Genomic DNA, 23549 nt, shown 5'->3' on the forward strand with positions numbered 1-23549 from the left:
AAGTCGTTTTCGCATCCGTGCCAGGATGACTGGCATGGGTACCCCTGGCGATCAGTCCACATCCTCCGAGGCTCACCGCGACGGGCCGCCGAAGACGGGAAGCGTTCCGCAACGCGCGGTGGCGAAGTCCACGGATGCCGCGCGAAAGATCGTGCACGACCTGTCGGTGGCGCCGCCTCGCGGTCTGCACCCGGCGCTTATCCCTGGCGTCTCGGTCGAGTCGACGGGGCGCACCTACCGGACTGATCCGCTCGTCTTCGGCGTTGCGATCACGCTGATGCTCGCGTTCATCGCGTGGGGTGTGTTCGCCGGCGACAACCTCGCGGGCACCAGCGCCACCGTGCTCGACTGGGTTCTCGAATACTTCGGCGTCTTCTTCACCGTCATTGCCACGATCGTCCTGTTCTTCATGCTGTTCATCGGCTTCAGCAAGTTCGGGCGCATCCCGCTCGGTCGCGATGACGAAGTGCCCGAGTACTCGATGTTCTCGTGGATCTCGATGCTCTTCGCCGCAGGCATGGGCATCGGTCTGGTGTTCTGGGGCGCCGCCGAACCGCTCACCATGTTCGAGTCGCCGCCTCCGGGAACGGTCGAGGCGAGCACTCTCGACGCCATGCACACCGCGCAGGTGCAGGTGCTCTATCACTGGGGCCCGCAGGCCTGGGCTTTCTACGCGCTGGTCGGCGGCGCGATCGCATACGGCGCGTATCGCCGCGGGCGCACGCCGCTCATCTCGTCGATCTTCGCCCCGCTGCTGGGCGAGAATCGTACTACCGGCCCCATCGGTCGCACCATCGACATCTTCGCGATCATCGTCACGCTGTTCGGCACTGCGGCCTCTCTCGGTCTCGGCGCGCTGCAGATCGGTCACGGGATCGAGATCGTCACCGGCATCGGTGAACTGGGCAACGGCATTCTCGTCGCCGTCATCGCGGTGCTCACCGCGTGCTTCATCGCATCCGCTGTGTCGGGTGTCTCCAAGGGCATCCGCGCGCTTTCGAACATCAACGGGATCGCAGCCCTCGTGCTGGCGATCTTCGTCTTCTTCGTCGGCCCGACGATGTTGATCCTCAACGTGCTGCCCGCAGTGGCGGTGCAGTTCATCGGCGATCTTCCGACGTTGATCGGACGCTCCGCATCGCAGGGTGTCGAGGCCGAGGACTTCCTCGCGGGCTGGACGATCTTCTACTGGGCGTGGTGGATCTCGTGGTCGCCCTTCGTTGGCATGTTCATCGCCAAGATCTCTCGCGGGCGCACTCTTCGCCAGTTCGTATCGGTGGTTATCTTGGTGCCGTCGGTCATCTCGCTGTTCTGGTTCGCGATCTTCGGTACGACGGCGATCAATCAGCAGATGGATGGCGCGGGCCTCGTCACCGACCCGCCGGAGCAGGTGCTGTTCGATGTGCTTGGAAACCTGCCGTTCCCGATGGTCACCAGCATCGGTCTCATCCTGCTCATCGCGATCTTCTTCATCACCGGCGCGGACTCCTCGTCGCTCGTGATGGGAACCCTCTCGCAGCAGGGCAGGCCGGAACCGGCGCGGTGGGTCGCGGCCACCTGGGGCACGCTCGTCGGCGTCATCGCGGCGGTGCTGCTGGTCTCTGGCGCAGAGGGGAGCGGGCTGAAGTCGCTGCAGAACGTCACAATCGTGGCGGCGCTGCCGTTCGCCATCATCATGGCCTTCATGATGGTCGCGCTCATGAAGGACCTGCGTCGGGATCCGCTCATCCTCCGCGACCGTTATGTCCGAATGGCGGTGCGGCACAGCGTGCGCACCGGGCTCGAGGAGTACGGCGATGACTTCGCGCTCGTGCCGGTTGAGTACGACCACTCCGAAGACGACATCGCGTGGGTCACCGAGGACGACGTCGACGACAGCCTGGCCGAGGTGTACGAGGCGGCGACCGAGGCCGTGGACATCATTCCGGAGAGCGTGGATGCCGCGGTGGAGCTGCCCGCGGCATCCGAGCTGTTGGAAGATGGGGATCGACAAGAAATGTCGGAAACGGGGCGCGGTGACACTGAATGTCACTAGATGTGGTGCGCTGCGCGCTCGCCCCGCTCGTCTTTTCGTGACACTTTCCTGAGTGCTTACGTGTGGTGGGTGCCGCCACTCATGCCGATGCAGAGATCTAGCCACGTCGCGGTCGGCCACAAGGCACCTGCGTTGTTGTGACTCGCGCTATCGCGTCTCTCGAACGGGCGACGCGGCCGGACGGATCAGGCGATCTCATCCCGGCGTGGCGGGTTAGCGCCACGTCTCGATACCGTGACGGCCGCCGCTCTGGCAGCCCAGTCCAGGATTGATGTGAGACTGCTCTTCGTCATCGTGTGGAGATTGGCACGGGCGGAGCCATCCGATGAACTTGTGGCGATTAGCCCATCGATGAGGGCGCCCATGAAGGTGTCGCCCGCTCCGACGGTGTCGACGATGTCAACTGGGCGGCCCGGTACGCCAACTTCGCCCGCGTCGGCGACCGCGAAGGCACCGCCCGCTCCTTCCGTCACGACCACGACCGCGGGTCCGGAAGCGCGCCAGGCGCGAGCGGTTTGGTAGGGATGGCGGCGCGGGTAGAGCCAGTGCAGGTCTTCGTCGCTGGCCTTCACCACGTCCGCTCGAGCGACGAGCGCTTCGACCCGCTGCCGTGCATCTGTCCAGTCGGAGACGAGGAGTGGGCGGATATTCGGATCATACGTGACGAGGGCTGTGTCGCGCCGTTCGTCGAGGATGCGGAGCATGTCGGACGCCCCGGGTTCGAGCAGGGCGGCGATCGAGCCGATATGGATGAGACTGGCGGGCTCGACGGCCGCGTCGGCGAGCGACCACTCGATGTCGAAGACGTACGTCGCGGAACCTACCGCATCCAACTCGGCTGTCGCAGTCGGCGTCCGCGGGATTTCGACGTGCGTGGCCACTACATCCGACTCCGCGAGCCAATCGCTCAGCTGTCGCCCGTGGTCATCCGAGCCGAGAGCCGTGAGAAGGTGTGGTGATCTCCCGAGTCGGCCGAGCGTGATCGCCACGTTCGCGGGGCTTCCGCCTGGGATCTCTTCGACACTGCCATCGGCGCGGCGGACGACATCGATGAGTGCCTCGCCGATCACAAGGATCCGGGGAGGCATCAGACACTCCACGTTGCGACCGAAGCAGGGGTGAGGAAACGCAGGGTGCTTCTCTGTCCCACGATGTGCTCGGACAGTCGTTTGTTGAATGTCTTTCCGGCGTCTGCGCCGAGATGCCTGTCGAACGCGTCGCGGTCGTGGTAGACCTCAAAGACGAAGAAGTCCTCCGGCGTCTCCCCTCCCCGGTACACATCGAAGACGACGTTTCCCGGCTCCCCGCGAACGATCTCGACGTATTCGTCGATCAGTCGTGCCACCTGCTCCTCGGAGCCGGGATGGGCGGTGAATTCAGCATGCAGGACCACGGGGTCCGCTGCAGTCATATCTGGTCTCCTCGCGTTGGTGGCCGGCTTCCGGCCTTGTGGGCTAGTCGTGATCACCACGTCCCTGCGGCGATAGCGCCGTCGACGACATGGATTGTTAGCTGCGAGCCGGCCGTCGCGTTGAATCGCGTGTTGAACGCGACGATGAGTCACCTCGGCGGATCGGTGGGCGTTGTGGTAGAGCTGACCTTCAGGTGCTCGAAAGATCGTGGTTGAGGGCGTCGGAGCGGTGCGGCTGGTGGTGAGCGTATACGCCACGGAGAACATCCACGACCTCCAGATAGCTCCGTCGTGACACGCGAGCGCTTCGCACCGCGGTCGAACCGTGGAAGGTCCCAGGGAAGCAGTGCAACTCTGTGGATACTCCCGCCCGGAGCAGGCGCAGCGCGTACTCGATGCCCTCGTCGCGCAACGGATCGACCTCAGCGACGCTGATGTAAGCCGGGGGGAGTCCGCCGAGGTCTTCTTCGCGTGCAGGCGCAGCATACTTCGGCGATGTGGTCAGGTAATCTGCCGGGTCGGTCAGGTAATGGTTCCACGACAGTCGGGCGTTAACCGCGTTCCAACCTGGCGAATCGACGAATTCTTTCGCTGATGGTGTGATCAGGCGATTATCGAGCACGGGGATATCCAGGTATTGGAAAATCGGGGCCGCGGAGAAACCTTCGTCTCTCAGTCGAAGACACAATCCAGCTGCGAGCGCAGCCCCAGCGCTTTGACCACCAACCACGATTCCGGAGGAATCAATATTGAACTGTTCGGCGGTTTCGACCAGGCTCCGGTACCCGGCGTACGAATCATCAAGGCCCGCAGGGAAAGGGTGCTCCGGAGCGAGCCGATAGTGGATTACGAACACAGCGATAGAGAGTTCCAGCGCCAGTCCGACGGCAAAGGGGCCGGCATGCTCGGGACGACCTGTGACGAATCCTCCGCCGTGCATCCAGAGCAGGGCAGGCAGAGAGGGTTTCGTCGTCAGCATCCTGCGAGGACGGTAGAGGAACCCTTCGACGCCTGGATGGAGCACAACGTGTTGAATGTCGACCTGCTGGAGGACATCCTCCGGGATCTTTGTCTCGGAGTATTCGTCGGCAAGACGGCGACTGAGCTCGACATCCACGAAGTTCACCGGCGGCACGAGATTCACAGCCGCCGTCAACTCCGGATCCAAGTTTTGATGTCGCATGGGTCTTCCTCTGCCTTCAGCCAATCGGAACTCGCACGTCATGACGCTACTCAGTGCAGTCGCGACCATTGCGCGTAGGTGGGAATGAACCGCCAATTGTCGGACGAAAGAAGACCGTCTTTAGCCGGATGTCTCTTATCGGTGATGTCTTGTCGCTCTCCAGTTGGCGGGAAGGCAGAAGCACGTATCGTCAAGTCCGCCCCCTTCCACCGTGCGTTCAGAGTGGTTCCTCGAGCACACACGAACAACAAGGACGTTGAGATGAGAAAGACTCCCCTTCGCGCAGCGATCACCGCTATAGCGCTCGTTGCTGCGCTGGCACTGGCGGGCTGTGCGCCTGGGAACGCCGGTGGCGACGGAGACGGTGCAGCATCGGCGGTCACCGTCGGGTTCGTCCAGCCCCACGCCGACACCTTCTTCGGAAACATTGAGAAGGGCATACAACAGGGCCTGGGAGACGGCGGTACGGTGACCTCCGTCAACTTCAACCACGATGGTGCGAAAGAGGCACAGGCATACGATGACTTCATCTCACGTGGTGTCGATGTCATTGTCACCTCTCCGCTGGACCCCACCGGTTCTGTCGCGGGAATCCGCAATGCCTCCCAGGCAGGTATCCCGGTGGTGTGCGTCAACACCTGCATCAACGAGGAAGACGCAGCGAAGTACGTCACGGCTTTTGTGCTCTCGGACAACGCGAAGCTCGGCACTCTGACCGGTGAGCGCGCGGCGGCATTCATCGACGATCGGCTCGGCGGCACGGCGAGGATCGGAATGCTGAACTGCGATCTCTACGACATTTGCAAGATCCGTAAGACCGCATTCCTCGAGGCGCTTGACGACGCCGGTGTGGACTACGAGGTTGTCGCCGATCAAGAGGGCTTCGAACCAGACGCTGCTGTCCCTGTCGCGGCTGCCATGCTGACGGCTCATCCCGACATCAACCTCTTCTGGACTGCCAACGACGGTGGTGCCCTCGGGGCGATCAAGGCGATCAAGACCGCCGGTAAGGTCGGCGAATCTTTCGTGTTCGGTACCGACGTCTCCGACGCAATGGTGGCCGCACTGCTTTCCGACGATGACATCCTGCAGTCGTTCACGGGGCAGGACGGAATCCTCAACGGTGAGACCGTCGCCGAGATCGCGAAGCAGGCCGCGGCAGATCCAGACTACAAGCCATCCGAGTTCGAAGTCCTCGTCGACGTCATCAACTTCGAGCGCAGCGATCCCACCACAGCGGAGGAGTGGCAGGCGGCCAACGGATGATGAACTTCGTGCCTCCTCTGCACCCGCAGGACGCGACCGCAGCGCGACCGCGCGATAGCGTCCCCCTGCTGCGGCTGTCCGACATTTCCGTGCAGTACCCGGGTGTTCGCGCCCTTGACCACGTGAGCCTCGATATTCACGCGGGTCAGTGCCTGGCGCTCATGGGACGCAACGGAGCGGGGAAATCGACGGCAGTGCGGATCATCTCCGGCGTCGAAGAACCCACCACCGGTCGGCTGGAACTCGACGGCGAGGCCGTGCGGTTCACTTCTCCCACGGCAGCACGTGACCGCGGCATCTTCACTGTTCACCAGGAGCTGGCTATTGTGCCGGGGCTAAGCGTGGCGGAGAACATCATGCTCGGGCGGTGGCCGGTCAATCGGACCGGTGGCATCGCGCGGCGTGAGATGCACCGCCAGGCGCAGGAGGCACTCGATCTTCTCGGCGAGCGGATGGACCTGGATGCGAACGCGGGCACACAGTCCATTGCGAGTCAGCAGTTGATGGAGATCGCCCGAGGGCTCGTTGGGGACACTCGTCTGCTCATCCTTGATGAGCCAACTAGCTCACTGACAGCGCACGAGGTCGACGCACTGCTCGCCCTGGTGCGACGTCTGGTCGAACAGAGCATCGCCGTCATTTATGTCTCGCACCGGATGAACGAAATCTCCCGCGTTGCAGATACCGTCACTGTCGTCCGCGACGGACGCATCGTCGACAGCCTGTCGATTGAAGAAGCGACCGTGCCGGTCGTCACCGCCGCCATGGTGGGCGAAGATTTTCAGACCATCGACGAGAACATGCCCGTATGGCAGAGTGACCCGACCCAGCCGGTGGTCCTGAGGCTCGACGGTGTCGGAGATGGCAATCGGATCCACGACATCTCCCTTGAAGTGCGCAGAGGCGAGATCGTCGGACTCGCCGGTTTGCTCGCCTCCGGTCGCACTGAGACGCTGGAGACCGTCTCCGGTGCGCGCCCCATGAAGCAAGGCCGCATCACGATCAACGGCAGGCCCGCCACGCGCCTCACTCCCAAACGTGCACTCCGTAGGGGCGTCGCGCTTGTTCCCGAGGATCGGAAGAAGGACGGGCTGGTGCTGGGACTGTCGGTTGAAGAGAACGTCGCTATGTCGTCCCTCTCCCGTTTGTCGATCGGCGGAATCATCCGCACACGCGCACGTCGTCGCGTCGCGGAGAAGATGCGTGAAGAGTTGGAGATCAAAGTCACCGACGTGGAGGTCGAGGTAGGCACACTATCGGGTGGGAATCAGCAGAAGGCCGTCATCGGCCGCGCGCTCGCTGCGGGCTGTAACGTCTACCTCTTTGATGAACCGACGCGTGGCGTGGACATCCGCGCTAAGCATCAGATCTACGACGTTATCCGCAGACTCGCCAACGAGGGGAATGCCGTTATCTTCGCCTCGTCCGAATACGAGGAGCTCCTTCTCCTCTCGAATCGCATCGAGATTCTCGGATCGGGAGTATCCCGGCCGGCTCCACCCGTCGCAGAACTCACGCTGGAGTCTCTGCTCACTGAGATATTCAAGGAGACCACCCCATGATTGAGGCCCAGAGACAGCCCACCGGGACGTCATCCCCGAGCTCCCGCTCCGTCCTGAGCCGCCTTCCGGGACGTCTACGCGACCCGCTGGTGATCCAGCAGCTGGGTTTGCTGGCGATCCTCGTGCTGGCTTTGATCGTGTTCAGTGCCACCGCACCGAACTTCTTCTCGGTCATCAATATCGAGAACATCCTCCGGCAGGCCGCGTTCGCGGGAATCATCGCCATGGGAATGACTCTCGTAATCGTCGCAGGGGAGATCGACATCAGTGTCGGTTCTGCCGTCGCCTTCGCCTGCGCCCTCATGGGGGTGCTGTTTGAGCGAGGCTGGGACATCTGGCTTGCGATGCTCCTCGTGCTCGTCGCCGGCACCGCGGTTGGCGCCTTCGCAGGTTTCGTTCGTGCGCGTTTCGGTGTTCCATCCTTCATCACAACACTCGCCTTGTTCCTCAGCCTCCGCGGCGTGGCCGAGATGATCACGGATACGCGCACGATCCCGGTGCCCTCCCCAGTCCTGGAGGCCATGAACGCCTCGTACCTCGGCCTGCCGTTCCCGGTGTGGGTCTTCCTCGCGGTGATGATTGTCTTCGCTTGGATCAGCACCGCTACCGTGTTCGGCCGCTCGGTGTACGCCATCGGTGGCAACCCCCACGCAGCACGTCTCTCCGGGCTCTCGGTGACGCGCGTGCGGGTGATCGTGTTCGCATTGACAGGATTCCTCGCGGCGATCACCGGCATCTTGACGACGGCACGCATCGGGGTGGGAACATCCGTGGTTGGCAATGGGCTGGAGTTCAGCGTGATAGCCGCAGTCATCATTGGTGGGACGAGTCTGGCGGGCGGTCGAGGAAGCATCATCGGCTCCGTGCTCGGTGTGCTCTTCGTCGTCGTGCTAGGTAACGCCCTTGTGCTGTACGGCGTGGGAAGTTCTGCACAGCTGGCAGTACAGGGAGCGGTCGTCCTGATCGCCGTGCTGATTAACAGCATTCGCCGTGACCGCCGACACGACTAGTCCCGGCTGTCATCACAAGACAACAGATCAACGACGGAAGTGAGGATTGGCATGAGCTCGGTGATCCCGACGGAGACGACGGAGCTGTACCGCACCTTCGACCAGTACCGCACGCCTCTGGACGCTCGCGGTAAGCCTTTCGCCTACTGGGAGACTTTCCAGCGTGCGATCGCCCGTGACAATGCCTATGTGGGTTGGAGCGACAGCTTCGGCGGCTTCTGGGTCATCACTGGGTGGGAGGAAGCGCGACAGGTCTTTCGCGACCCGAAGAACTTCACGAACAAGACGTGGCAGATTCCGGTGCTCACCACGCCCTCCGGGCGCCCGCTGATGCTGCTCGGATATGACGCACAGGAGCATGCCAAGTACCGGCGACTGGTGCAACCCGCTTTCAACATGCCGTCCGTGGCGGGGATGTACGACGACTTCCTCTTGGATGCCCGGGCGATCATAGCTTCCTTCGCCGATCTTGATCGTGTCGATCTGGCGAAAGACTTCGCCACGAAGATTCCGCACATGCTGTTCGCGCGCTTCACGGGTCTTCCGGTGGAGGAGGCGACGAAGTTCGGCCCATGGGTACATGCCGTAACGCACAGTAGCGGGCTCGGTGAGGACAACTCGGCGGATCTTCTCGATATGAACGAGCGGTTCGATCAACTGCTCGCCGAGCGCCGTAAGAACCCGTCCGATGACATCATGTCGAAGCTCGTCACATCAGGACAGGTCGACGGGAAGGATCTCACCTACGACGACCTGCTGGACTATTTCACCGTCTTCCTGGTGGGAACGATCGAAAACACGGCGCTGATCCTCGGCGACGCCTGTTGGCTCTTTGCCACGCGCCCCGAACTCCGCCAGGAGTTGAAGGGCAATCCCGAGCTGATGGAGCCTTTTGTGGACGAGCTCCTTCGCTACTTCAGCCCGTCGGCGGGTTCGGCTCGAATGGTCATGACCGACACCGAGCTCGGCGGGGTCACGATGAAGGCCGGTGACAGCCTCCTCGTGTACCTGCCCTTGGTCGATCGTGACACGCGCGAGTTTGATGACCCGTTCGCCTTTGACATACATCGCGGGAAGAATCGTCATTTTGCGCTCGGCAACGGTCCGCACCGCTGCTTGGGAGCAAGCATCGTCCGCGTGGAGATCATCGCGGTCCTCCAGGCCTTGCTCGAAGACATGCGTCCATTCTCGCTCGACCCGGAGCAGCCGATCACGTGGACGCCGGGCGGGGCCGCAGGAATGACCTCCGTGCCGGTCGTGTTCGGAGACCGCTGATGAGTCTCCGGCTGGACTGTCCGTGCGGGGAGACACTCCGCGCGGGCACCGAGGAGAAGATGGTTCGCACCGCGCGCGAGCACCTCGCCGCGCAGCATCCGGAACGTGCAGCGGAGTACACCGACGACGACATCCTTTTCCTGTCCAGTGGGGTGCGACCGTGGTTGCGATCGAAGTCTCAGGCTGAAAAATGCTGATTACGAGTGAGATTCAAGGAGAACGAAGTTTGATGGAAACTGTAGTGCAGAAGCACAGAGTGCGCGTCGTTGCAAAGACAAATATCACTCCGCACGTCGTGGAGTTGCGCCTCGTCTCGGCCACGGGAGAAGAACTGGGTTTCACCGCGCCCGGTGCGCACACCGAAATCGAACTCGCGAACGGTGTCACACGGCAGTACTCACTCATCCCCTCCCCGTCGCATGGCGAGTGGAGGGTTGCGGTGCTGCGTGAGAATGACGGCCGGGGCGGTTCAACGTTCGTCCACGACGAACTCAACGTCGGTGACATCGTGAGCGTAAGTGAGCCACGAGAGCAGTTCAAGCTGGTGCCCGCGGACCGCTACCTTTTCATGGCGGGCGGAATCGGCATCACGCCGTTCCTGTCGATGATTGAGGCGATCGAGAAGCGCGGAGCAGTATGGGAGCTCATCTATACGGGGCATGAGGCGCAAGCGATGGCGTATGCCGCCGAGCTTCAGCGGCTATACCCAGAGCGGGTCCGCGTGCACGAGACCTCGGTCGCTGGCCGGATTGACCTTGCCCGTGAACTCTCTCAGCATCCAGATGCCCAGGTGTATTGCTGTGGCCCCGAGAGCCTGATCGCAGCGATCGAGGCCGTGGGCGCCGACTCAGAGCGAGCTGTGCACGTGGAACGCTTCCACACCGATACCGCGCCGAGGGAGGGCGATCGCGAGTTCACGGTCGAACTCGCACAGACCGGGATTACCGTTCCGGTTCCGGCGGGAACATCGGTCCTCGATGTTGTCGAAGACGCGGGGGCGTTCGTGTTGTTCTCGTGTCGGGAGGGGACCTGCGGCACATGTGAGGTACCGGTGCTGGAGGGTGAGATCGATCACCGTGACATCGTGCTGACGCCCGAGGAACGCGCGGCCAACTCGTGCATGCTCGTCTGCGTCTCGCGGGCGGCTGCAGGAGTCGGCCACATCGTGCTCGACCTGTAGTCACTCCGGCACGGACGGATTCGCTTTTTCGTCCTCTTCGACGAGGCGCAATACCATGCTTAGCACCTGCAGGCGAGACCCGAAGAGGGGGCTCCCCACTTCCGTGTGCAACTGGGTGGCGATCCTGCCGATCTGATCGGCGACCGTGGAGTGATGGCGGTGAGTAATTCTGGCCAGCTCGCGCATTGACTTGTGCGGCTGATAAGCCTTCAGCACGCTGAGCACATCGCGCTGTCGCGCATCGGCCCTCATGACTTCGGCGGACAGGACGTCCGGATGGAGACGAAGCTCCTTCAGATCAACGGCGGCGAGGAGGGACAGCACGCCGAGCGACTCGGCCTGTATCACGGGATTCTCGGCAGAGGTCAAGCGATAACACATCCAGGCTTCTTTGAAAGATGCAGTTAGATCCTCTGGGTTCCGCGGATACGAACAACCGGCTCGGTAACCGGCCCGCTCAATGTCGCGATGCGCGGCCTCGAGATCGACAACGTCCGAAACGATGGCCAGGGTTGCGCCGTGGCGTGGCGAAGAAAGTGCGGCGTCGACGTGAGCGGTGAGCAGTGACATCAGCTCCTGCTGAGGCATCGAGCAGACGATCGTCCGGAGCCTCGCCGTGTCCGATGAATCCGGGAAGAGGCGAACGGTGATGTGGTCGACGTCGCGCGGGGACATGGCGGACGTTGCCATTCGGTCGAGTGCTGCCGAGAAATCCCACTCCGCACTGTGTGACTCGAACGATCGCACCGTGATGCTGACGGATAGCGCCAGGCGTTCCAGTACGATTCGCTGCAGGGGCAGGTCTGCGTCAGCGGACCAACTCCACACCGAACCGATCGTTCCGGAGGCCCCTTGGATCGGCACGACTAACGGCGATCTCGCACGATGGGCGAGAAGTGTCTGGTTCGGTACGCGAACACCGGCATGCGTCCAGGCTCGGGGAGCGATTGCCTGCGCGGAGACCCCCACCTCTCCTTCGATGAGCAAGGCGGCGGACCGAACGATCTCATCGAGGTTCGCTCCGCGCGCTGTGAGTTGATCGAAGTACGCAATCACCTGTACGAGCTGGCGTGCCTCGTCGTTGGTGGCCGTGAGTTGTTCGAGCAGTCCATTCATGTTGTGCACCAAGTTCGGATGATCCCACACGTCAAAGACATCGGAAGATTGTTTACGACGAGCAGATGGCGTCTTGAGAGAAGTGGCCAGGGTATACGTTCCCTCTCCTTTGGGCTGGCGAACACCGGGAAGGGCCCCGTTGCGCTGTTTCTAGCCATCTCGAATGAATGATTCCAGCCATCTCGAATGAAGGGGTGACCTCGTATAGGACAACGTCGATTTGTCGGACACGTCCCCGACGTAGTCCATCAATCGTTCGCCCCAGAGGGTTTGAGCGCGGCTTCCTCGTCGAGGGTTGCTACGCGTGGTGGGAGCCTTCGACCCGATGAGATGGGAGCGTCCCGAGGACGAGCCTGTGATCGTGGGGTGATCTCGCCGGATCCCCGACTGATCAGCGATACGGGGACGCGCACGGTCTCGCCCTGGTGCGAGGAGGCCGGCTCATCCAGGCGGCGGAGGAGACGATCCACAATTGTCTGGGCGAGTGCGACCTCGTCCTGAGCGATGACGGTGATGCCTGGTCGGACGACACTTGCCATGTCGTGGTCGTCGAAGCCGATCAACGCCACAGAGTCCTGTTTGCCGCGCGCGTGCACTTCGTGCAGGACGCCGAGCATCGTCGTGTTATTCCCGCAAATGATTGCGGTAGGCGGCGCATCGGACTTCAGGAGCGATGCGGCGGCTTCACGCGCGGACTGCTGGTTAGCGATGTCTAGGATGAAGCGGTCCCGGCCGGGGATCACTCCGTGTTCGAGCATCGCTTCACGGAAGCCGTAGGATCGCTCCTGTGCGGAAGACATGAATTGCTCATCGCCGATGTAGGCGATGTCGACATGACCGATCTTCCACAGGTGCTCCACTGCCTGACGAGTCCCGCCCTCGTTGTCGCTGATGACGGCATCCGAGCCTCCGGTACGTGGTAGTCCGTCGGTATACACGGTCGGGATGTCGGCGATGAGCTGCCGCTGCCGACTCGCCGTCTCCGAGACGGAGGGGACGATGATCAGCCCGTCGACCTGCCGGGCGGTGAACGCGCGGAGCAGCCCCTCCTCGATCTCGGCGTCCCGGTCGTTCGAACCGGTCAGGAGGGCGTAGCGACGTTGCTGCAGCAGATCCGTGATCTCCCTCGTCAGCCGGCCCCAGTGCGGGTTGGAGATGTCGGGCACGAGGAGCCCGATGGATTGCGTGCGGCCGTCGGATCGGCGGACGCTGCTGGCCATGAGGTTCTTCTCGAAGCCGAGCCGGTCAATCGCCGAGGCCACCTGGGTGCGCACCGTCTCGGAGACGTTGGGTTCGTCATTGACCACCCGGGACACCGTCTTGACTGATACTCCAGCGAGCATCGCGACGTCCCGCATCGTTGCCTTGCGTCGATTCACTCTGCCTGCATCTTTCTGTCTTTCGTTGTCTGCCAATGAACTCTACCGTTGATAAGTCGGTATGAACAAGTATTGACAACGATGACAACTGCTGGCTATCGTCCAAGTATTGACAACGATGACAACTGCTGGCTATCGTCGCTGACGCAGACTCTACCCGGCACCGTCAAGGAGGACCACATGCCCCACTCATTCCGCAGGCGCGCTCAGCGCGCGTTGATGTCGATCCTCGGCATCGTCTCCGTCGTCGCCGTCGCCGGATGCGCCGTCAGCACACCCGGTGACACGGGCCCAGGCGGCGACGCCGAGGACGGCCCCGTCATCGGGCTCGTCATCCAGAACGCCCAGTTCTTCTTCCAGGGGATCCAGGACGAGATCGAGGCGCTGGCCTCGGCTGGCGGAGGGCAGGTGATCGTCACCAACATCAACGACGACTCGGCCCAGCTCGCCCAGGCGATGCAGACCTATGCGCAGCGCGGCGTCGACGTCGTGCTCGTCCCCGCGCTGTCGGGCGACAGCGACATGACGGCCGTGCAGTCGACTGTCGATGCGGGCATCCCCGTCGTCTGTTACAACCAGTGCATCGGCGACGCGAGCGAGGACATCGTCAGCGCATTCATCCGCAGCGACGGCACGTCCCTAGGGACCACCACCGGCGAGGCGGCGGCCGAGTACATCGAGAGCGAGCTCGGCGGAACGGCCTCCATCGCTCTGCTCAACTGCGACATCTACGTCGAATGCCAGCTCCGCAAGGCCGGCTTCAAGGAGGCACTGGAGGGCCTGGACGTCACGTACGTCGCGGACCAGGAGGGCTTCCTGGCCGATAAGGCCGTGGGCGTCGCGCAGGACATCCTGACTGCGCACCCTGACGTCGACATGATCTGGGCCGTCAACGAGGGCGGTACTGTCGGCGCCCGGTCAGCGATAGCCGCATCCGACAACGTCGGCAAGACCGTCGTGTTCGGCACCGACATCAGCCCTCAGATCACCGAGTTCCTCACCACCGACGACGGGATCCTGCTGGCGACGACCGGCCAGGACACCAAGGCCATCGCGAAGGCCGCGTACGACGCCGGCCTCACCGCGATCGGCGGCGAGAAGTCGGACCCATTCGACGTGCTCGTGCCCGGCGTACTCTTCACGCCGGACCGCCCCGAGTGAGTCCGAGCCGGGAGAGTGCGCCGATGAACACCGAAGTGAGCACGCCGATGCTGGAGATCAGCGGCATGAGCAAGTCCTTCGGACCCGTCCAGGTTCTCCGGGGCATCGACCTGCGCGTCGCGCCCGGAGAGGTGCGCGCTCTCCTCGGCTCGAACGGCGCTGGCAAGTCGACTCTGATTCGCATCCTCAGTGGTGCCGAGACGCGCGACGCCGGCAGAATCGTCCTGAACGGCAGGGAGCACGATCCCGCCCTGATGCGCGATGAGGAGGACGGCATTGCCGTCGTCTACCAGGAACTCAGTCTCGTGCCCGGGCTGAGCGTCGCCGAGAACCTCATGCTCGGCCAGTGGCCGCGCCATTCGGCAGCGGGGCTCGGGGCGATCGACCGACGGCGGATGCTGGCGGGGGCGCAGTCGGCGCTGGCGATGCTCGGCGTGGACGTCGATCCGTGGCGGGAGGTGTACGACCTCAGCCTCGGCGAGCAGCAGCTGGTCGAGATCGCCAAAGCGCTGAGGAAGAGGCCGCGTGTCCTCATCCTCGATGAGCCGACGAGCGCGCTCACGGCGCACGACGCCGATCGGCTCATCGCGCTCGTGCGCCAGCTCGCGGCGACGGGGATGGCGGTGCTATACGTGTCGCACCGGATGGACGAGATCCCGCGGGTGGCGGACTCCATCGCCATCATGCGCGACGGGGCGATCGTAGGGACACACGCAGTCGGCGAACTCACCACCCGGAAGATCGCCGAGCAGATGATCGGCCACGCCCCGCGCAAGGAGGCCGGCGTCCGGCGGGAGGTGGCGCCCAACGCCCCGGTCGTGCTGTCCGTTGAGCAGGTTCGGACATCGGCCCTGCAGGGCGTCAGCCTCGAGCTCCGCGAAGGTGAGGTGCTCGGCATCGCCGGACTCATGGGATCGGGCCGCAGCGAACTTCTCCGGGCCGTGTTCGGTCGGGACCGCGTCGATTCGGGCACGATCCGGGTGCGTGGGAAGTCGGTGCAGGCGCGCTGGAACGAGCGGGCCGCGATCGCCGCGGGCCTTGCTCTGTCCCCGGAGGAGCGGAAGGCCCAGGGGCTCGTGCTGATGCGCTCCATCCGGGAGAACCTCACCCTGGCGTCACTTCGACGCCTCGCGCCCCGCGGGATCATCCGCGCCGGCGAGGAGGGCGCAATCGCGCAGCACGCTGTCGATCAGCTCGCCATCAAGCTCTCTTCCGTCGAGCAGGAGGCCGGCGACCTCTCCGGCGGCAATCAGCAGAAGGTGGTGCTCGGCAGATGGCTCGCGGCGGGCGCCGACATCTACTTGCTCGACGAACCCACCCGCGGGGTCGACGTCAACGCCAAGGAACAGGTCTACTCACTCGTCCGCCGGCTCTCCGAAGCCGGGAAGAGCGTCGTCTTTGTCTCGTCCGAGAACGCCGAGCTCTTCGAGGTCTGCCACCGGATCGTCGTCATGCGCGGCGGTGCCATCGTCCGGACGCTGGCCCATGACGAGACCGATGAACACGAACTGCTCGCCCTCTCCATGAAGGACTCGATCTGATGACTGTGACCGCTTCTACGACGGATCGGCCCCAAACCTCCGTGCAGCGATGGTTCTCGCGCCGTTCCAATATCCAGACCGTTGCGCTGCTGGGCGTGCTCGGGATTGTGTACTTGTGCTTCTCGCTCACGGCCCCGAGTTTCGCGAGTGTCGGCAATCAACTGAACATCCTGCAGAACGCCGCGTTCGTCGGCATCGTCGCAATGGCGATGACGCTCGTGATCATCGCCGGCGAGATCGACATCAGCGTCGGCAGCGCGGTCGCGCTGGGGTCCGCGCTGCTCGGCGTGACGGTGGGCCAGTGGGGGCTGCCCGTCCCGCTCGCGATCCTCGTGGTCCTTGCAGAAGGCGCGCTCATGGGTGCGTTCGCCGGGTGGGTGCGCTCCCGGTTCGGCGTCCCGTCGTTCATCGTGACCCTGGCGCTGTACGGAGCGCTGCGCGGCCTCGCACTTCTCATCACAAACGCCTATCCCATCCCACTAAAGGATCCGTTCCTGGTGTTCCTCGGGTCCGGGCGCTTATTGGGCATCCCGGTCGTCGCGATTGCCTTCATGCTCGTCTTCGCAGTCATCGCCTTCGTCGCCACGAAGACCCCGTTCGGGCGATCCGTGTACGCCGTCGGCGGCAATCCGGAGGCCGCACGGCTTTCCGGCATCAACGTTGCTCGGGTGCGCGTGCTCGTCTTCATCCTCACAGGACTTGCCGCCGCGATGGTCGGTGTCCTGCAGAGCGCCCGGTTGTCGTCCGGCACGGCGAGCATCGGCACCGGTGTCGAGTTCGACGCGATCGCGGCTGTCATCATCGGCGGCACGCTTCTGTCGGGAGGGCGCGGCTCCGTCCTCGGTACTTTCATCGGTGTGATCTTCATCACGGTCCTCGGTAACGGCATGGTGCTTCTGGGCGTGAACCCGTACGCGCAGGAAGTCGTTCGCGGCGTGGTCGTCCTGCTAGCGGTTCTCATCAGCGTCTGGCAGCGGAAGGGCAAGCGATGAACAGGGCCGTCATGAGCGGAGAGGCCATCGATACCGCGTCGTCGGGGACCTTCGAGGTGACGGTGGTCGCGCGGCACGTCCTCGCCGAGGACATCGTCGAGTTCGAGCTCGCGCCGCTGCACGCATCGGACGCTCTGCTCAGTTACGAGGCGGGAGCGCATCTCGACGTGTACGTGGAGGACGGGTCGTGCCGCCAGTACTCGCTGGTGCGTCCGAACGACACGACGGTGCTGCGGATCGCCGTCCTGCGCGAAGAGGACGGACGGGGTGGCTCGGCCCATCTGCACGACCGGGTCGGTGTCGGCGACACGGTGCGCGTGGGTGCTCCGCGCAACACCTTCCGTCTCCGCGAGGCACCGGAGTACCTCCTCATCGCCGGCGGGATCGGCGTGACGCCGATGGTGGCCATGGCCGATGAGCTGGACCGGCGCGGAGACCGCTGGGTTCTGCACTACCTCGGCCGGTCACGTGAGACTATGGCTTATGCAGCGGAGCTGGAGGACGCGTTTCCCGGCAGGATCCGGATCCACACATCGAACCCTCCGGATCGTGCGGACGTGGCAGCCCTGATCGGTGCGCTGCCGAACGGGACGAGCGTGTACGCCTGCGGCCCGTCACGCATGCTCGAAGCGCTCCAGGAAGCGGTCGATTCCCGGCCGAAAGTCGAACTGCACGTCGAGCACTTTTCCGTGCCGAACGTGCCGCAGGACCACGCGCCCGACGAGCCGTTCGAACTGGAGCTCGCGCAGTCCGGCCAGATCCTGCCGGTGGGTGCCGGTCAGTCCGCACTCGATGTCCTCGAAGACGCCGGGCACTTCATCCTGTCGTCCTGCCGCGAGGGCACTTGCGGCTCCTGCGAGGTGCGCGTGCTCGGCGGCAAGGTCGACCATCGCGATTGGCTGCTCGATGACGCCGAGAAGCAGCGCAACGACCGAATGTACGTCTGCGTGTCCCGCGCTAGCTCGAAGCGGCTCACGCTGGATCTCTGAACGAATCGAGGAAAGGCAGAACGACATGACCGAGGCATTCGCAGACTTCGACAACCGCGAACTTGAGCTGGGCGGGGACGGCACCCCCTTCGCGACGCTTACGGCGCTGCGCGATCGGATCGCCGCCGAGAACTCCTACATCGGCTGGACGAAACGACAGGGCGGCCACTGGGTCGTCGCCGGCTGGGATGAGGCCTGGGGGATCTACCGCGATCCCGAGACGTTCCGCATCAAGGACGCGCAGCTCCCGCCGTTCACGCTGCCATCCGGGCGGCCACTCATGCTGGCCGGCTACGACGGAGAGACGCACAAGAACTATCGACGGCTGGTGCAAGGCTGGTTCAACCCGCCGCAGGTCGCGACGATGTCCGATGCGCTGCGCGAAGGTGCCCGCTCCCTCATCGAGGCGTTCGTCGACCGCGGGCGCGCCGATCTCGGCGCGGAACTGGCCTGGCTGGTGCCATTCCACGCCGTGGCGCGCATCCTCGGCGTCGACTGGCGGGACAGCCACCTCTTCTCGCCGTGGATCCGTGCCATGGCGCAGGGTGCCGGATCAGCCGTCGCGGGCACGCAGGAGCACCTCGACGCAATGGAGGCATGGTTCGCCGACTACGTCGACGAGAAGCGCAAGAACCCTACCGATGACGTCATGTCGGATCTCATCCGCAACGGCAAGGTGGACGGCAGGCCGCTCACCCACCAGGAATTGCAGGACTACTTCACGATCCTGCTGCTGGGGACTGTGGAGAACACGTCCCTTCTCCTTAGCGGAGCGTCGTGGATCCTGGCGAGGAACCCCGAGTTGCGGGAGCGTCTGCGCACCGACCTTGATCTGCTGCCGGCCTCGGTCGACGAGTTCCTCCGCTTCCTGAGCCCTGGCCACGGGCAGGCGCGGATCCCCACGCGCGATGTCGAGATCGCGGGTCAGGAGGTGAAAGCGGGACAGAAGGTCCTCATCTACGCACCGCTGATCAACCGGGACCCGCGCAAGTTCGATCGCCCAGACGACTTCGTCCCGGATCGCACACCCAACCCGCATTTGGCGCTCTCGAACGGTCCGCACCGCTGCCTCGGCGCCAACCTCATCCGCGTCGAGGTCGTGGCCGTGCTCACGGAACTCCTCACCGCGCTCCCCGATTTCGCGCTCGATCCCGAGGTGCCGGTCGGGTGGCACCAGGGCGGTCCGTCGCACGGCCTGCGCTCGGTCCCGGTGGTGTTCTGATGGCGGAAAGTTCGGCGCTCGCGCCGAAGTCCCGTCTGCGTTGCCCCTGTGGGGAATACCTCCACGCCGAGGATTCCGAAGCGCTAGTGCACCTCGCGCAAACCCATCTCGCGGCTGAGCATCCGCACCTCGTCGGGGCATACGATCGGGAGGATATTCTATGGATGGCATTCTGACTACATCCTCGGCGCCCAGCGGCGACATGGGCCGCGTCGGGCAGGCGTCGTGGCGGACGTGCGAGCCACGCATGGCTCCAGTCCTGCGTGCCTTCGAGCGGGCTATCGATGAGTCACCCGGAGGAGGCGGTGCTGTCGCTGTTTATATCGACGGCGACTGCGTGCTCGATGCCTGGTCAGGCCTGGCGGACCGTCGGCACAATCGTCCATGGCTAGAGCAGACGGCGTCCGTCGTATTTTCGTGCACGAAAGGTCTTCTTGCGATCCTCACGCATCGCCTCGTCGAGCGCGGCCTCCTCGACCTCGATGCGACTGTCGCGACGTACTGGCCGGAGTTCATGACGGCTGGGAAGGCCGAAATCAGCGTAAGCGACCTGCTCACCCATCGCGCGGGACTCGCGGCTTTCGATGAGCCGGTGACGTTCGAGGAACTTCTCGACTGGCGCCGGATGATCGCCCGGCTGGAGGCTCAGAAGCCGCTCTGGACGCCCGGCAGCACCTATTCATACCATGCGATCACGTACGGTTGGCTGCTCGGAGAGGTCCTGCATCGGGTGACGGGCAAGACCACCGATGCCCTGTTCGATGACGTTTTCGTGCAGGGCTTGGGGGCGGAGGTTGCCCTAGGCGCTGCCGCTGCCGCACCCGGCCGCGCGCATGTCGAGGTCGGCCGCAGTTCGTTCGTCGACGAACCGCGTACTGAGAAAGAGCACTGGGATCGGCTCACATTGACCTTGGGCGGGGCGCTCCCGGTGGACCTCGTGGGCGAAGGCGCCGGGTTCAACCGTGATGACGTGCTCGTTGCTGGCCTCCCGAGCGCTGGTGCCGTGGCGACGGCGCGGGGGCTTGCGAAGATCTGGTCGGCCACCGTCCGCAGCACTGATGGTGTCCGTCTACTCGACGACGCGACCATCGCTGAGCAGACGAGGCCGCAGAGCGAAGGCGAGCCCTACTTCACCGTGCCTGGTCCCTGGTCCCGGTGGGGCTCGGGGTACATGCTGCCGTCGGATCGACGGCCACTCCTCGGCGCACAGTCGTTCGGGCACGACGGCGCTGGCGGACAGCTGGGCTTCGCTGACCGAGAGCTCGGCGTCGGGTTCGGGTTCGTGACAAACTGGCTCAGCGATGGCCAGGATCGGCGCGCCAACAGCATCGTCGATGCTCTCCGCGAGGCATTGAGGCGGTGACATCTCGCCAGGCGCTGCGGGTCCTGAGGCCGTTGCGAAACACGCGGACGGCGATGCGTGGTCGGTGTGCTGGGACAAATCGGTTGTCGAAGCATGGTTCTCGATGCTCAAGAACGAGAGGTTCTCCCGACAGTCATTCGCCACCCGACGGAGGGCGGGATCCGCGGTCATGCTGTACGTCGAGAGGTTCTACAACCGCCGCCGGCTCCACTCCACCCTCCGCTACCGAGACCCTGGCCGCCTACAACGCCCAGACCCCAGCGGCGGGCTGAAAGATGCACACGTCTTCGACACCCCGGTTTTGATCTCGGTGAGACGCCGAGCCCGAGCTTCGCGCCCTCCCCACCGTCGCCGGCCCATCCCGAGGGTGTCGTGTTTCCCGACGATGGTCACGCCCACAGCGACATAGGGATATGTCTGGCCGCCGACATCGCGGCGCGAGTATGACTACTCTGCCGATGCATCTCCGCGGCGCACCCAATCGTCAACCTTGCTCGTCTGGAACTTCCAGAGGCGGCCGACGTTGTGCGCTGGCATCCCCTTGTCGGCGATCCAGGCGTAAATCGTGTCCTTGGTCACGCCGAGATAGTCCGCGATGTCGTCGGCAGCGAGCCATGGTTCAGACATGCGGACTCCTCGAAGCAAGTTGAACCGGATCTTCCCGGATATGTCCGAGACTAGCGGGTCGCTGCGCTGCCGATGAGAGAGGAAGTGTGACGAGCTATCGGGAGCCGCCGCCGACAGCGACACTCCTCTCCTTGTGATGCTCGGGGCACAATGTCGAGACCCAGAGATTGATCACGTACTGCGCGGCGGGAGCGCCACATTCCTCGCAGGTTTCAATGCTCTCCCACTCGGCGGCACGGATGGTGTCGTTGAAGTCCTCGTTGTAGGCGCTAGGGTCATCTGACGGGTCGGCGTAGAAGGATAGTGCCCCAAACTTCGACTTGCACTGCTGCAGGACGTACACCGGCGCGATCGCGCTCAGCTGATCATCGAGTCGCGCGAGCAGCTGGTACCAGCCTGGGCAGACGTCGAGTACGGGTGGCCAGCCCCGGCGCGATGCGGTCGATCAGGCGCTGCAGCTCGGTCGGATAGTCGTTCGGTTCCATGTGCTGGTCACTCAACTTTCGGTTGTCTGCGCTCGTCGGGTTGCCTGGGTTCGGGTTTCGCGCTCTTCTCTATTCGTAGCCACGGCATCCGACATCCTGTTCCCAGGGCTGGGCGCCCCGGCAAGCCGGGCAACTTGACGGCGCCGCGACAGTTCACGGAATACTCGTCCCACGCGCAAGCTGCGCGTGACGCCCTTGTCGAAACTGATAAGCCCGCGGCAGCGCCAGTCGATGGTGACGTGGCCGCGGAACGCAGCGATAGCTCGGCGCCGCTCGATGAACTCCATCTCCCCGGTGAAGGGGGCGGGCAGGCCATTGCGCTCCGGCATGAGATGTATGAAGAGCTCAGCGAACGTCGGGCCCAATCGGGTGCGGCGTCGTGTCTGAGCAATGAAGATCGCCGCGGCCAGCGCCCATTCGTCACCGGTGTCATCGCCAGTGAACGACTCAAACATGTAAGTCCACGCCGCAGGCGGGGGCACGTCTATGCCCCGCCACCAGATGGGATACGAGTCGGATGCCATGGCCGCAGTCACATTCGCGGTCGCTGCACGGGCCTCGCCCGCGACGCGACCGGCGGTCATCGGGCTGGGCAGCGCACGTGCAAGGAAGCGGAGAAATCCGATGGGCGGTGATTGTTTCGTATGGCCTCACGAATTATGCCATACGAATTAGGCCATACGAACGTGTTGGCCTCGCGAACCTGAGGAGGTGGCCCATAGAGACGACATCGCTGACGAGGAGTGGGCTACCTACGCTCAGCGGCTGGCGACAGCGCGTCGTCGTGCTCGCGAAGACGCCGGCCTTAGTCAAGAACAGGTGGCCTATCGGGCAGGGCTCACGCGCTACACCTACCAGAAGTATGAGAAGGGTGAGTCGCGTCCGGGTCGCCCAGCGAACCCGACGCTGCGCGCGATCTTGGCGATCTCGCAGGCACTGGGCGTTGCCCTTGAGGGATCTCATTCCCGAAGAGATCCCAGACCTTCGGAGCAGGCAAGGGATGCTCGATCGGATTGGCTGATCTTCTTGGTCGGAGTGGGCGGGCACAACGGGCATCCGCCACCTTTCGAGCGACTCGCCACGGACGCCTCCCAGGCGTGCCCGTCCGCGCATCGCCAGATAGCCTTGCGGCTCGAGGAGGGCTTCACCAGTTCGGGAGAGTCCTTGTTGCTTGCATCCCACTCGGCGGCGAGATCCGGCCTCAGCGTCGAAAGGTCGTTTAGGCCCGGGACCGCTTGACGCCCACGGCAACACGGACACCCAGCGGGTCGTCGCCCAGTTCTGCTCGAAATGATTGCGTCCCAGACATGACCTTTCGCGCACCTCCATTTCGCACGACGATCCGAACCCGAGGTCACATCCTGCGGACTAAACGTGTTCGATCCATCCCACTCGCGAGCGAGCTCGGGGTGGAGAGTGGCGAGATCTGTTTCGCCGGGCATCACGCGATGACCGGAGCAGTACGGGCATGCTTGACCGGCACCAGAACGGGTGTAGATCGCATCTTCCCATTCGGGCCCTTCCTCGCATTGCCAAACAACTTTCTTTGCGGCATTGGGGCGGACCTGTTCAGGGCGCAGTTCGTTGCTGCTGTGCCATTGAGCGGCGAGATCGGGTCGGAGAGTGGCGAGGTCGGTAACGCCCGACAGCGGTCAAGCCCCAGTGCGTGGTGTACCCGGTGGTGATCCTTCTTCTGTTGGTTAGGCGCTGAGTTCGAGGACGTGTTCGGAGGTCACCTCGCTTCCGGTGTCG

The 23549-nt window shown here is 63.9% G+C and carries 20 protein-coding genes and 2 pseudogenes; 14 read left to right on the forward strand and 8 right to left on the reverse strand.

Going from position 1 to position 23549, the window contains the following annotated elements; all coding sequences use genetic code 11:
• The first annotated feature begins 34 nt into the window (after positions 1 to 34).
• A complete protein-coding gene (locus ACN0RC_RS13075) occupies positions 35 to 2035 on the forward strand; it encodes a BCCT family transporter (RefSeq protein WP_417512361.1) in 2001 nt (666 codons plus the stop codon).
• Between the two features lie 185 nt (positions 2036 to 2220).
• Here ACN0RC_RS13075 and ACN0RC_RS13080 read toward each other — a convergent pair whose 3' ends face one another.
• The 3 genes from ACN0RC_RS13080 to ACN0RC_RS13090 all read right to left on the reverse strand — a co-directional run bounded on the left by ACN0RC_RS13080 (position 2221) and on the right by ACN0RC_RS13090 (position 4629).
• Complete coding sequence (locus ACN0RC_RS13080; protein ID WP_417512362.1) at positions 2221 to 3123, reverse strand: carbohydrate kinase family protein; 903 nt, start codon at positions 3121 to 3123, stop codon at positions 2221 to 2223.
• Positions 3123 to 3446 (reverse strand): putative quinol monooxygenase, encoded by a 324-nt coding sequence (locus ACN0RC_RS13085; RefSeq protein ID WP_417512363.1) that lies wholly within the window; start codon positions 3444 to 3446, stop codon positions 3123 to 3125. The genes ACN0RC_RS13080 and ACN0RC_RS13085 overlap by 1 nt, the downstream gene beginning before the upstream one ends.
• A 190-nt stretch (positions 3447 to 3636) precedes the next feature.
• Positions 3637 to 4629, reverse strand: a complete 993-nt coding sequence (locus ACN0RC_RS13090) for an alpha/beta hydrolase (protein ID WP_417512364.1) — start codon at positions 4627 to 4629, stop codon at positions 3637 to 3639.
• 261 nt (positions 4630 to 4890) lie between these two features.
• Here ACN0RC_RS13090 and ACN0RC_RS13095 point away from each other — a divergent pair, with 261 nt between their 5' ends.
• From ACN0RC_RS13095 to ACN0RC_RS13115, 5 genes are all read left to right on the forward strand, one after another.
• On the forward strand, positions 4891 to 5895 hold the full coding sequence (locus ACN0RC_RS13095) for a substrate-binding domain-containing protein (RefSeq protein ID WP_417512365.1): 1005 nt from the start codon (positions 4891 to 4893) through the stop codon (positions 5893 to 5895).
• Between the two features lie 8 nt (positions 5896 to 5903).
• Positions 5904 to 7457, forward strand: coding sequence for a sugar ABC transporter ATP-binding protein (locus ACN0RC_RS13100; RefSeq protein WP_417512366.1), 1554 nt, complete (start codon positions 5904 to 5906; stop codon positions 7455 to 7457).
• An 89-nt stretch (positions 7458 to 7546) separates the two neighbouring features.
• Complete coding sequence (locus ACN0RC_RS13105; RefSeq protein WP_417512367.1) at positions 7547 to 8467, forward strand: ABC transporter permease; 921 nt, start codon at positions 7547 to 7549, stop codon at positions 8465 to 8467.
• A 51-nt stretch (positions 8468 to 8518) separates the two neighbouring features.
• The gene (locus ACN0RC_RS13110) at positions 8519 to 9742 is read left to right on the forward strand and encodes a cytochrome P450 (RefSeq protein ID WP_417512368.1); all 1224 of its coding nucleotides are present in this window, start codon (positions 8519 to 8521) and stop codon (positions 9740 to 9742) included.
• A gap of 229 nt (positions 9743 to 9971) precedes the next feature.
• Complete coding sequence (locus ACN0RC_RS13115; RefSeq protein WP_417512386.1) at positions 9972 to 10922, forward strand: PDR/VanB family oxidoreductase; 951 nt, start codon at positions 9972 to 9974, stop codon at positions 10920 to 10922.
• Here ACN0RC_RS13115 and ACN0RC_RS13120 read toward each other — a convergent pair whose 3' ends face one another.
• Together ACN0RC_RS13120 and ACN0RC_RS13125 are read right to left on the reverse strand one after the other, a co-directional pair.
• Complete coding sequence (locus ACN0RC_RS13120; RefSeq protein WP_417512369.1) at positions 10923 to 12038, reverse strand: hypothetical protein; 1116 nt, start codon at positions 12036 to 12038, stop codon at positions 10923 to 10925.
• Positions 12039 to 12286: 248 nt separating this feature from the next.
• Positions 12287 to 13417 carry a LacI family DNA-binding transcriptional regulator gene (locus ACN0RC_RS13125; protein ID WP_417512370.1) on the reverse strand — a complete coding sequence of 377 codons (1131 nt, stop codon included), beginning with the start codon at positions 13415 to 13417 and terminating at the stop codon, positions 12287 to 12289.
• A gap of 180 nt (positions 13418 to 13597) precedes the next feature.
• Here ACN0RC_RS13125 and ACN0RC_RS13130 point away from each other — a divergent pair, with 180 nt between their 5' ends.
• The 7 genes and pseudogenes from ACN0RC_RS13130 to ACN0RC_RS13160 form a co-directional block, all read left to right on the forward strand.
• Entirely contained in the window at positions 13598 to 14578 is a 981-nt protein-coding gene (locus tag ACN0RC_RS13130; RefSeq protein ID WP_417512371.1) for a substrate-binding domain-containing protein, read from the forward strand.
• A 23-nt stretch (positions 14579 to 14601) separates the two neighbouring features.
• Positions 14602 to 16119: a sugar ABC transporter ATP-binding protein gene (locus ACN0RC_RS13135; protein ID WP_417512372.1), complete on the forward strand. Its 1518-nt coding sequence runs from the start codon at positions 14602 to 14604 to the stop codon at positions 16117 to 16119.
• Positions 16119 to 17111 (forward strand): ABC transporter permease, encoded by a 993-nt coding sequence (locus ACN0RC_RS13140; RefSeq protein WP_417512373.1) that lies wholly within the window; start codon positions 16119 to 16121, stop codon positions 17109 to 17111. Before ACN0RC_RS13135 ends, ACN0RC_RS13140 begins: the two co-directional genes overlap by 1 nt.
• Positions 17108 to 18100 carry a PDR/VanB family oxidoreductase gene (locus ACN0RC_RS13145; RefSeq protein ID WP_417512374.1) on the forward strand — a complete coding sequence of 331 codons (993 nt, stop codon included), beginning with the start codon at positions 17108 to 17110 and terminating at the stop codon, positions 18098 to 18100. The genes ACN0RC_RS13140 and ACN0RC_RS13145 overlap by 4 nt, the downstream gene beginning before the upstream one ends.
• A 25-nt stretch (positions 18101 to 18125) precedes the next feature.
• Positions 18126 to 19322, forward strand: a complete 1197-nt coding sequence (locus ACN0RC_RS13150) for a cytochrome P450 (RefSeq protein WP_417512375.1) — start codon at positions 18126 to 18128, stop codon at positions 19320 to 19322.
• 247 nt (positions 19323 to 19569) lie between these two features.
• Complete coding sequence (locus tag ACN0RC_RS13155) at positions 19570 to 20685, forward strand: serine hydrolase domain-containing protein (protein ID WP_417512376.1); 1116 nt, start codon at positions 19570 to 19572, stop codon at positions 20683 to 20685.
• A gap of 64 nt (positions 20686 to 20749) precedes the next feature.
• A pseudogene (locus ACN0RC_RS13160) lies at positions 20750 to 20920 on the forward strand (IS3 family transposase); the annotation flags it as partial.
• A gap of 212 nt (positions 20921 to 21132) precedes the next feature.
• Here ACN0RC_RS13160 and ACN0RC_RS13165 read toward each other — a convergent pair.
• Positions 21133 to 21312, reverse strand: coding sequence for a helix-turn-helix domain-containing protein (locus ACN0RC_RS13165; RefSeq protein WP_417512377.1), 180 nt, complete (start codon positions 21310 to 21312; stop codon positions 21133 to 21135).
• 496 nt (positions 21313 to 21808) lie between these two features.
• Entirely contained in the window at positions 21809 to 22381 is a 573-nt protein-coding gene (locus tag ACN0RC_RS13170; protein WP_417512378.1) for a hypothetical protein, read from the reverse strand.
• A gap of 235 nt (positions 22382 to 22616) precedes the next feature.
• On the opposite strand from ACN0RC_RS13170, the pseudogene ACN0RC_RS13175 reads away from it, so the two are divergent.
• Positions 22617 to 22691 (forward strand): annotated as a pseudogene (locus ACN0RC_RS13175) (XRE family transcriptional regulator); the annotation flags it as partial.
• A gap of 65 nt (positions 22692 to 22756) precedes the next feature.
• Here the strand turns inward: ACN0RC_RS13175 and ACN0RC_RS13180 are convergent.
• Entirely contained in the window at positions 22757 to 23446 is a 690-nt protein-coding gene (locus tag ACN0RC_RS13180) for a zinc-ribbon domain-containing protein (RefSeq protein WP_417512387.1), read from the reverse strand.
• Between the last annotated feature and the right edge of the window lie 103 nt (positions 23447 to 23549).

Source organism: Microbacterium sp. (assembly GCF_048259935.1).
Classification (GTDB): domain Bacteria; phylum Actinomycetota; class Actinomycetes; order Actinomycetales; family Microbacteriaceae; genus Microbacterium.

Bases quoted from the DNA above. Each gene is read 5' to 3' on its own strand.
- ACN0RC_RS13075 (WP_417512361.1), top strand. From the start codon at position 35: ATGGGTACCCCTGGCGATCAGTCCACATCCTCCGAGGCTCACCGCGAC.
- ACN0RC_RS13080 (WP_417512362.1), bottom strand. From the start codon at position 3,123: ATGCCTCCCCGGATCCTTGTGATCGGCGAGGCACTCATCGATGTCGTC.
- ACN0RC_RS13085 (WP_417512363.1), bottom strand. From the start codon at position 3,446: ATGACTGCAGCGGACCCCGTGGTCCTGCATGCTGAATTCACCGCCCAT.
- ACN0RC_RS13090 (WP_417512364.1), bottom strand. From the start codon at position 4,629: ATGCGACATCAAAACTTGGATCCGGAGTTGACGGCGGCTGTGAATCTC.
- ACN0RC_RS13095 (WP_417512365.1), top strand. From the start codon at position 4,891: ATGAGAAAGACTCCCCTTCGCGCAGCGATCACCGCTATAGCGCTCGTT.
- ACN0RC_RS13110 (WP_417512368.1), top strand. From the start codon at position 8,519: ATGAGCTCGGTGATCCCGACGGAGACGACGGAGCTGTACCGCACCTTC.
- ACN0RC_RS13115 (WP_417512386.1), top strand. From the start codon at position 9,972: ATGGAAACTGTAGTGCAGAAGCACAGAGTGCGCGTCGTTGCAAAGACA.
- ACN0RC_RS13120 (WP_417512369.1), bottom strand. From the start codon at position 12,038: ATGAATGGACTGCTCGAACAACTCACGGCCACCAACGACGAGGCACGC.
- ACN0RC_RS13130 (WP_417512371.1), top strand. From the start codon at position 13,598: ATGCCCCACTCATTCCGCAGGCGCGCTCAGCGCGCGTTGATGTCGATC.
- ACN0RC_RS13135 (WP_417512372.1), top strand. From the start codon at position 14,602: ATGAACACCGAAGTGAGCACGCCGATGCTGGAGATCAGCGGCATGAGC.
- ACN0RC_RS13140 (WP_417512373.1), top strand. From the start codon at position 16,119: ATGACTGTGACCGCTTCTACGACGGATCGGCCCCAAACCTCCGTGCAG.
- ACN0RC_RS13145 (WP_417512374.1), top strand. From the start codon at position 17,108: ATGAACAGGGCCGTCATGAGCGGAGAGGCCATCGATACCGCGTCGTCG.
- ACN0RC_RS13150 (WP_417512375.1), top strand. From the start codon at position 18,126: ATGACCGAGGCATTCGCAGACTTCGACAACCGCGAACTTGAGCTGGGC.
- ACN0RC_RS13155 (WP_417512376.1), top strand. From the start codon at position 19,570: ATGGCTCCAGTCCTGCGTGCCTTCGAGCGGGCTATCGATGAGTCACCC.
- ACN0RC_RS13165 (WP_417512377.1), bottom strand. From the start codon at position 21,312: ATGTCTGAACCATGGCTCGCTGCCGACGACATCGCGGACTATCTCGGC.
- ACN0RC_RS13170 (WP_417512378.1), bottom strand. From the start codon at position 22,381: ATGACCGCCGGTCGCGTCGCGGGCGAGGCCCGTGCAGCGACCGCGAAT.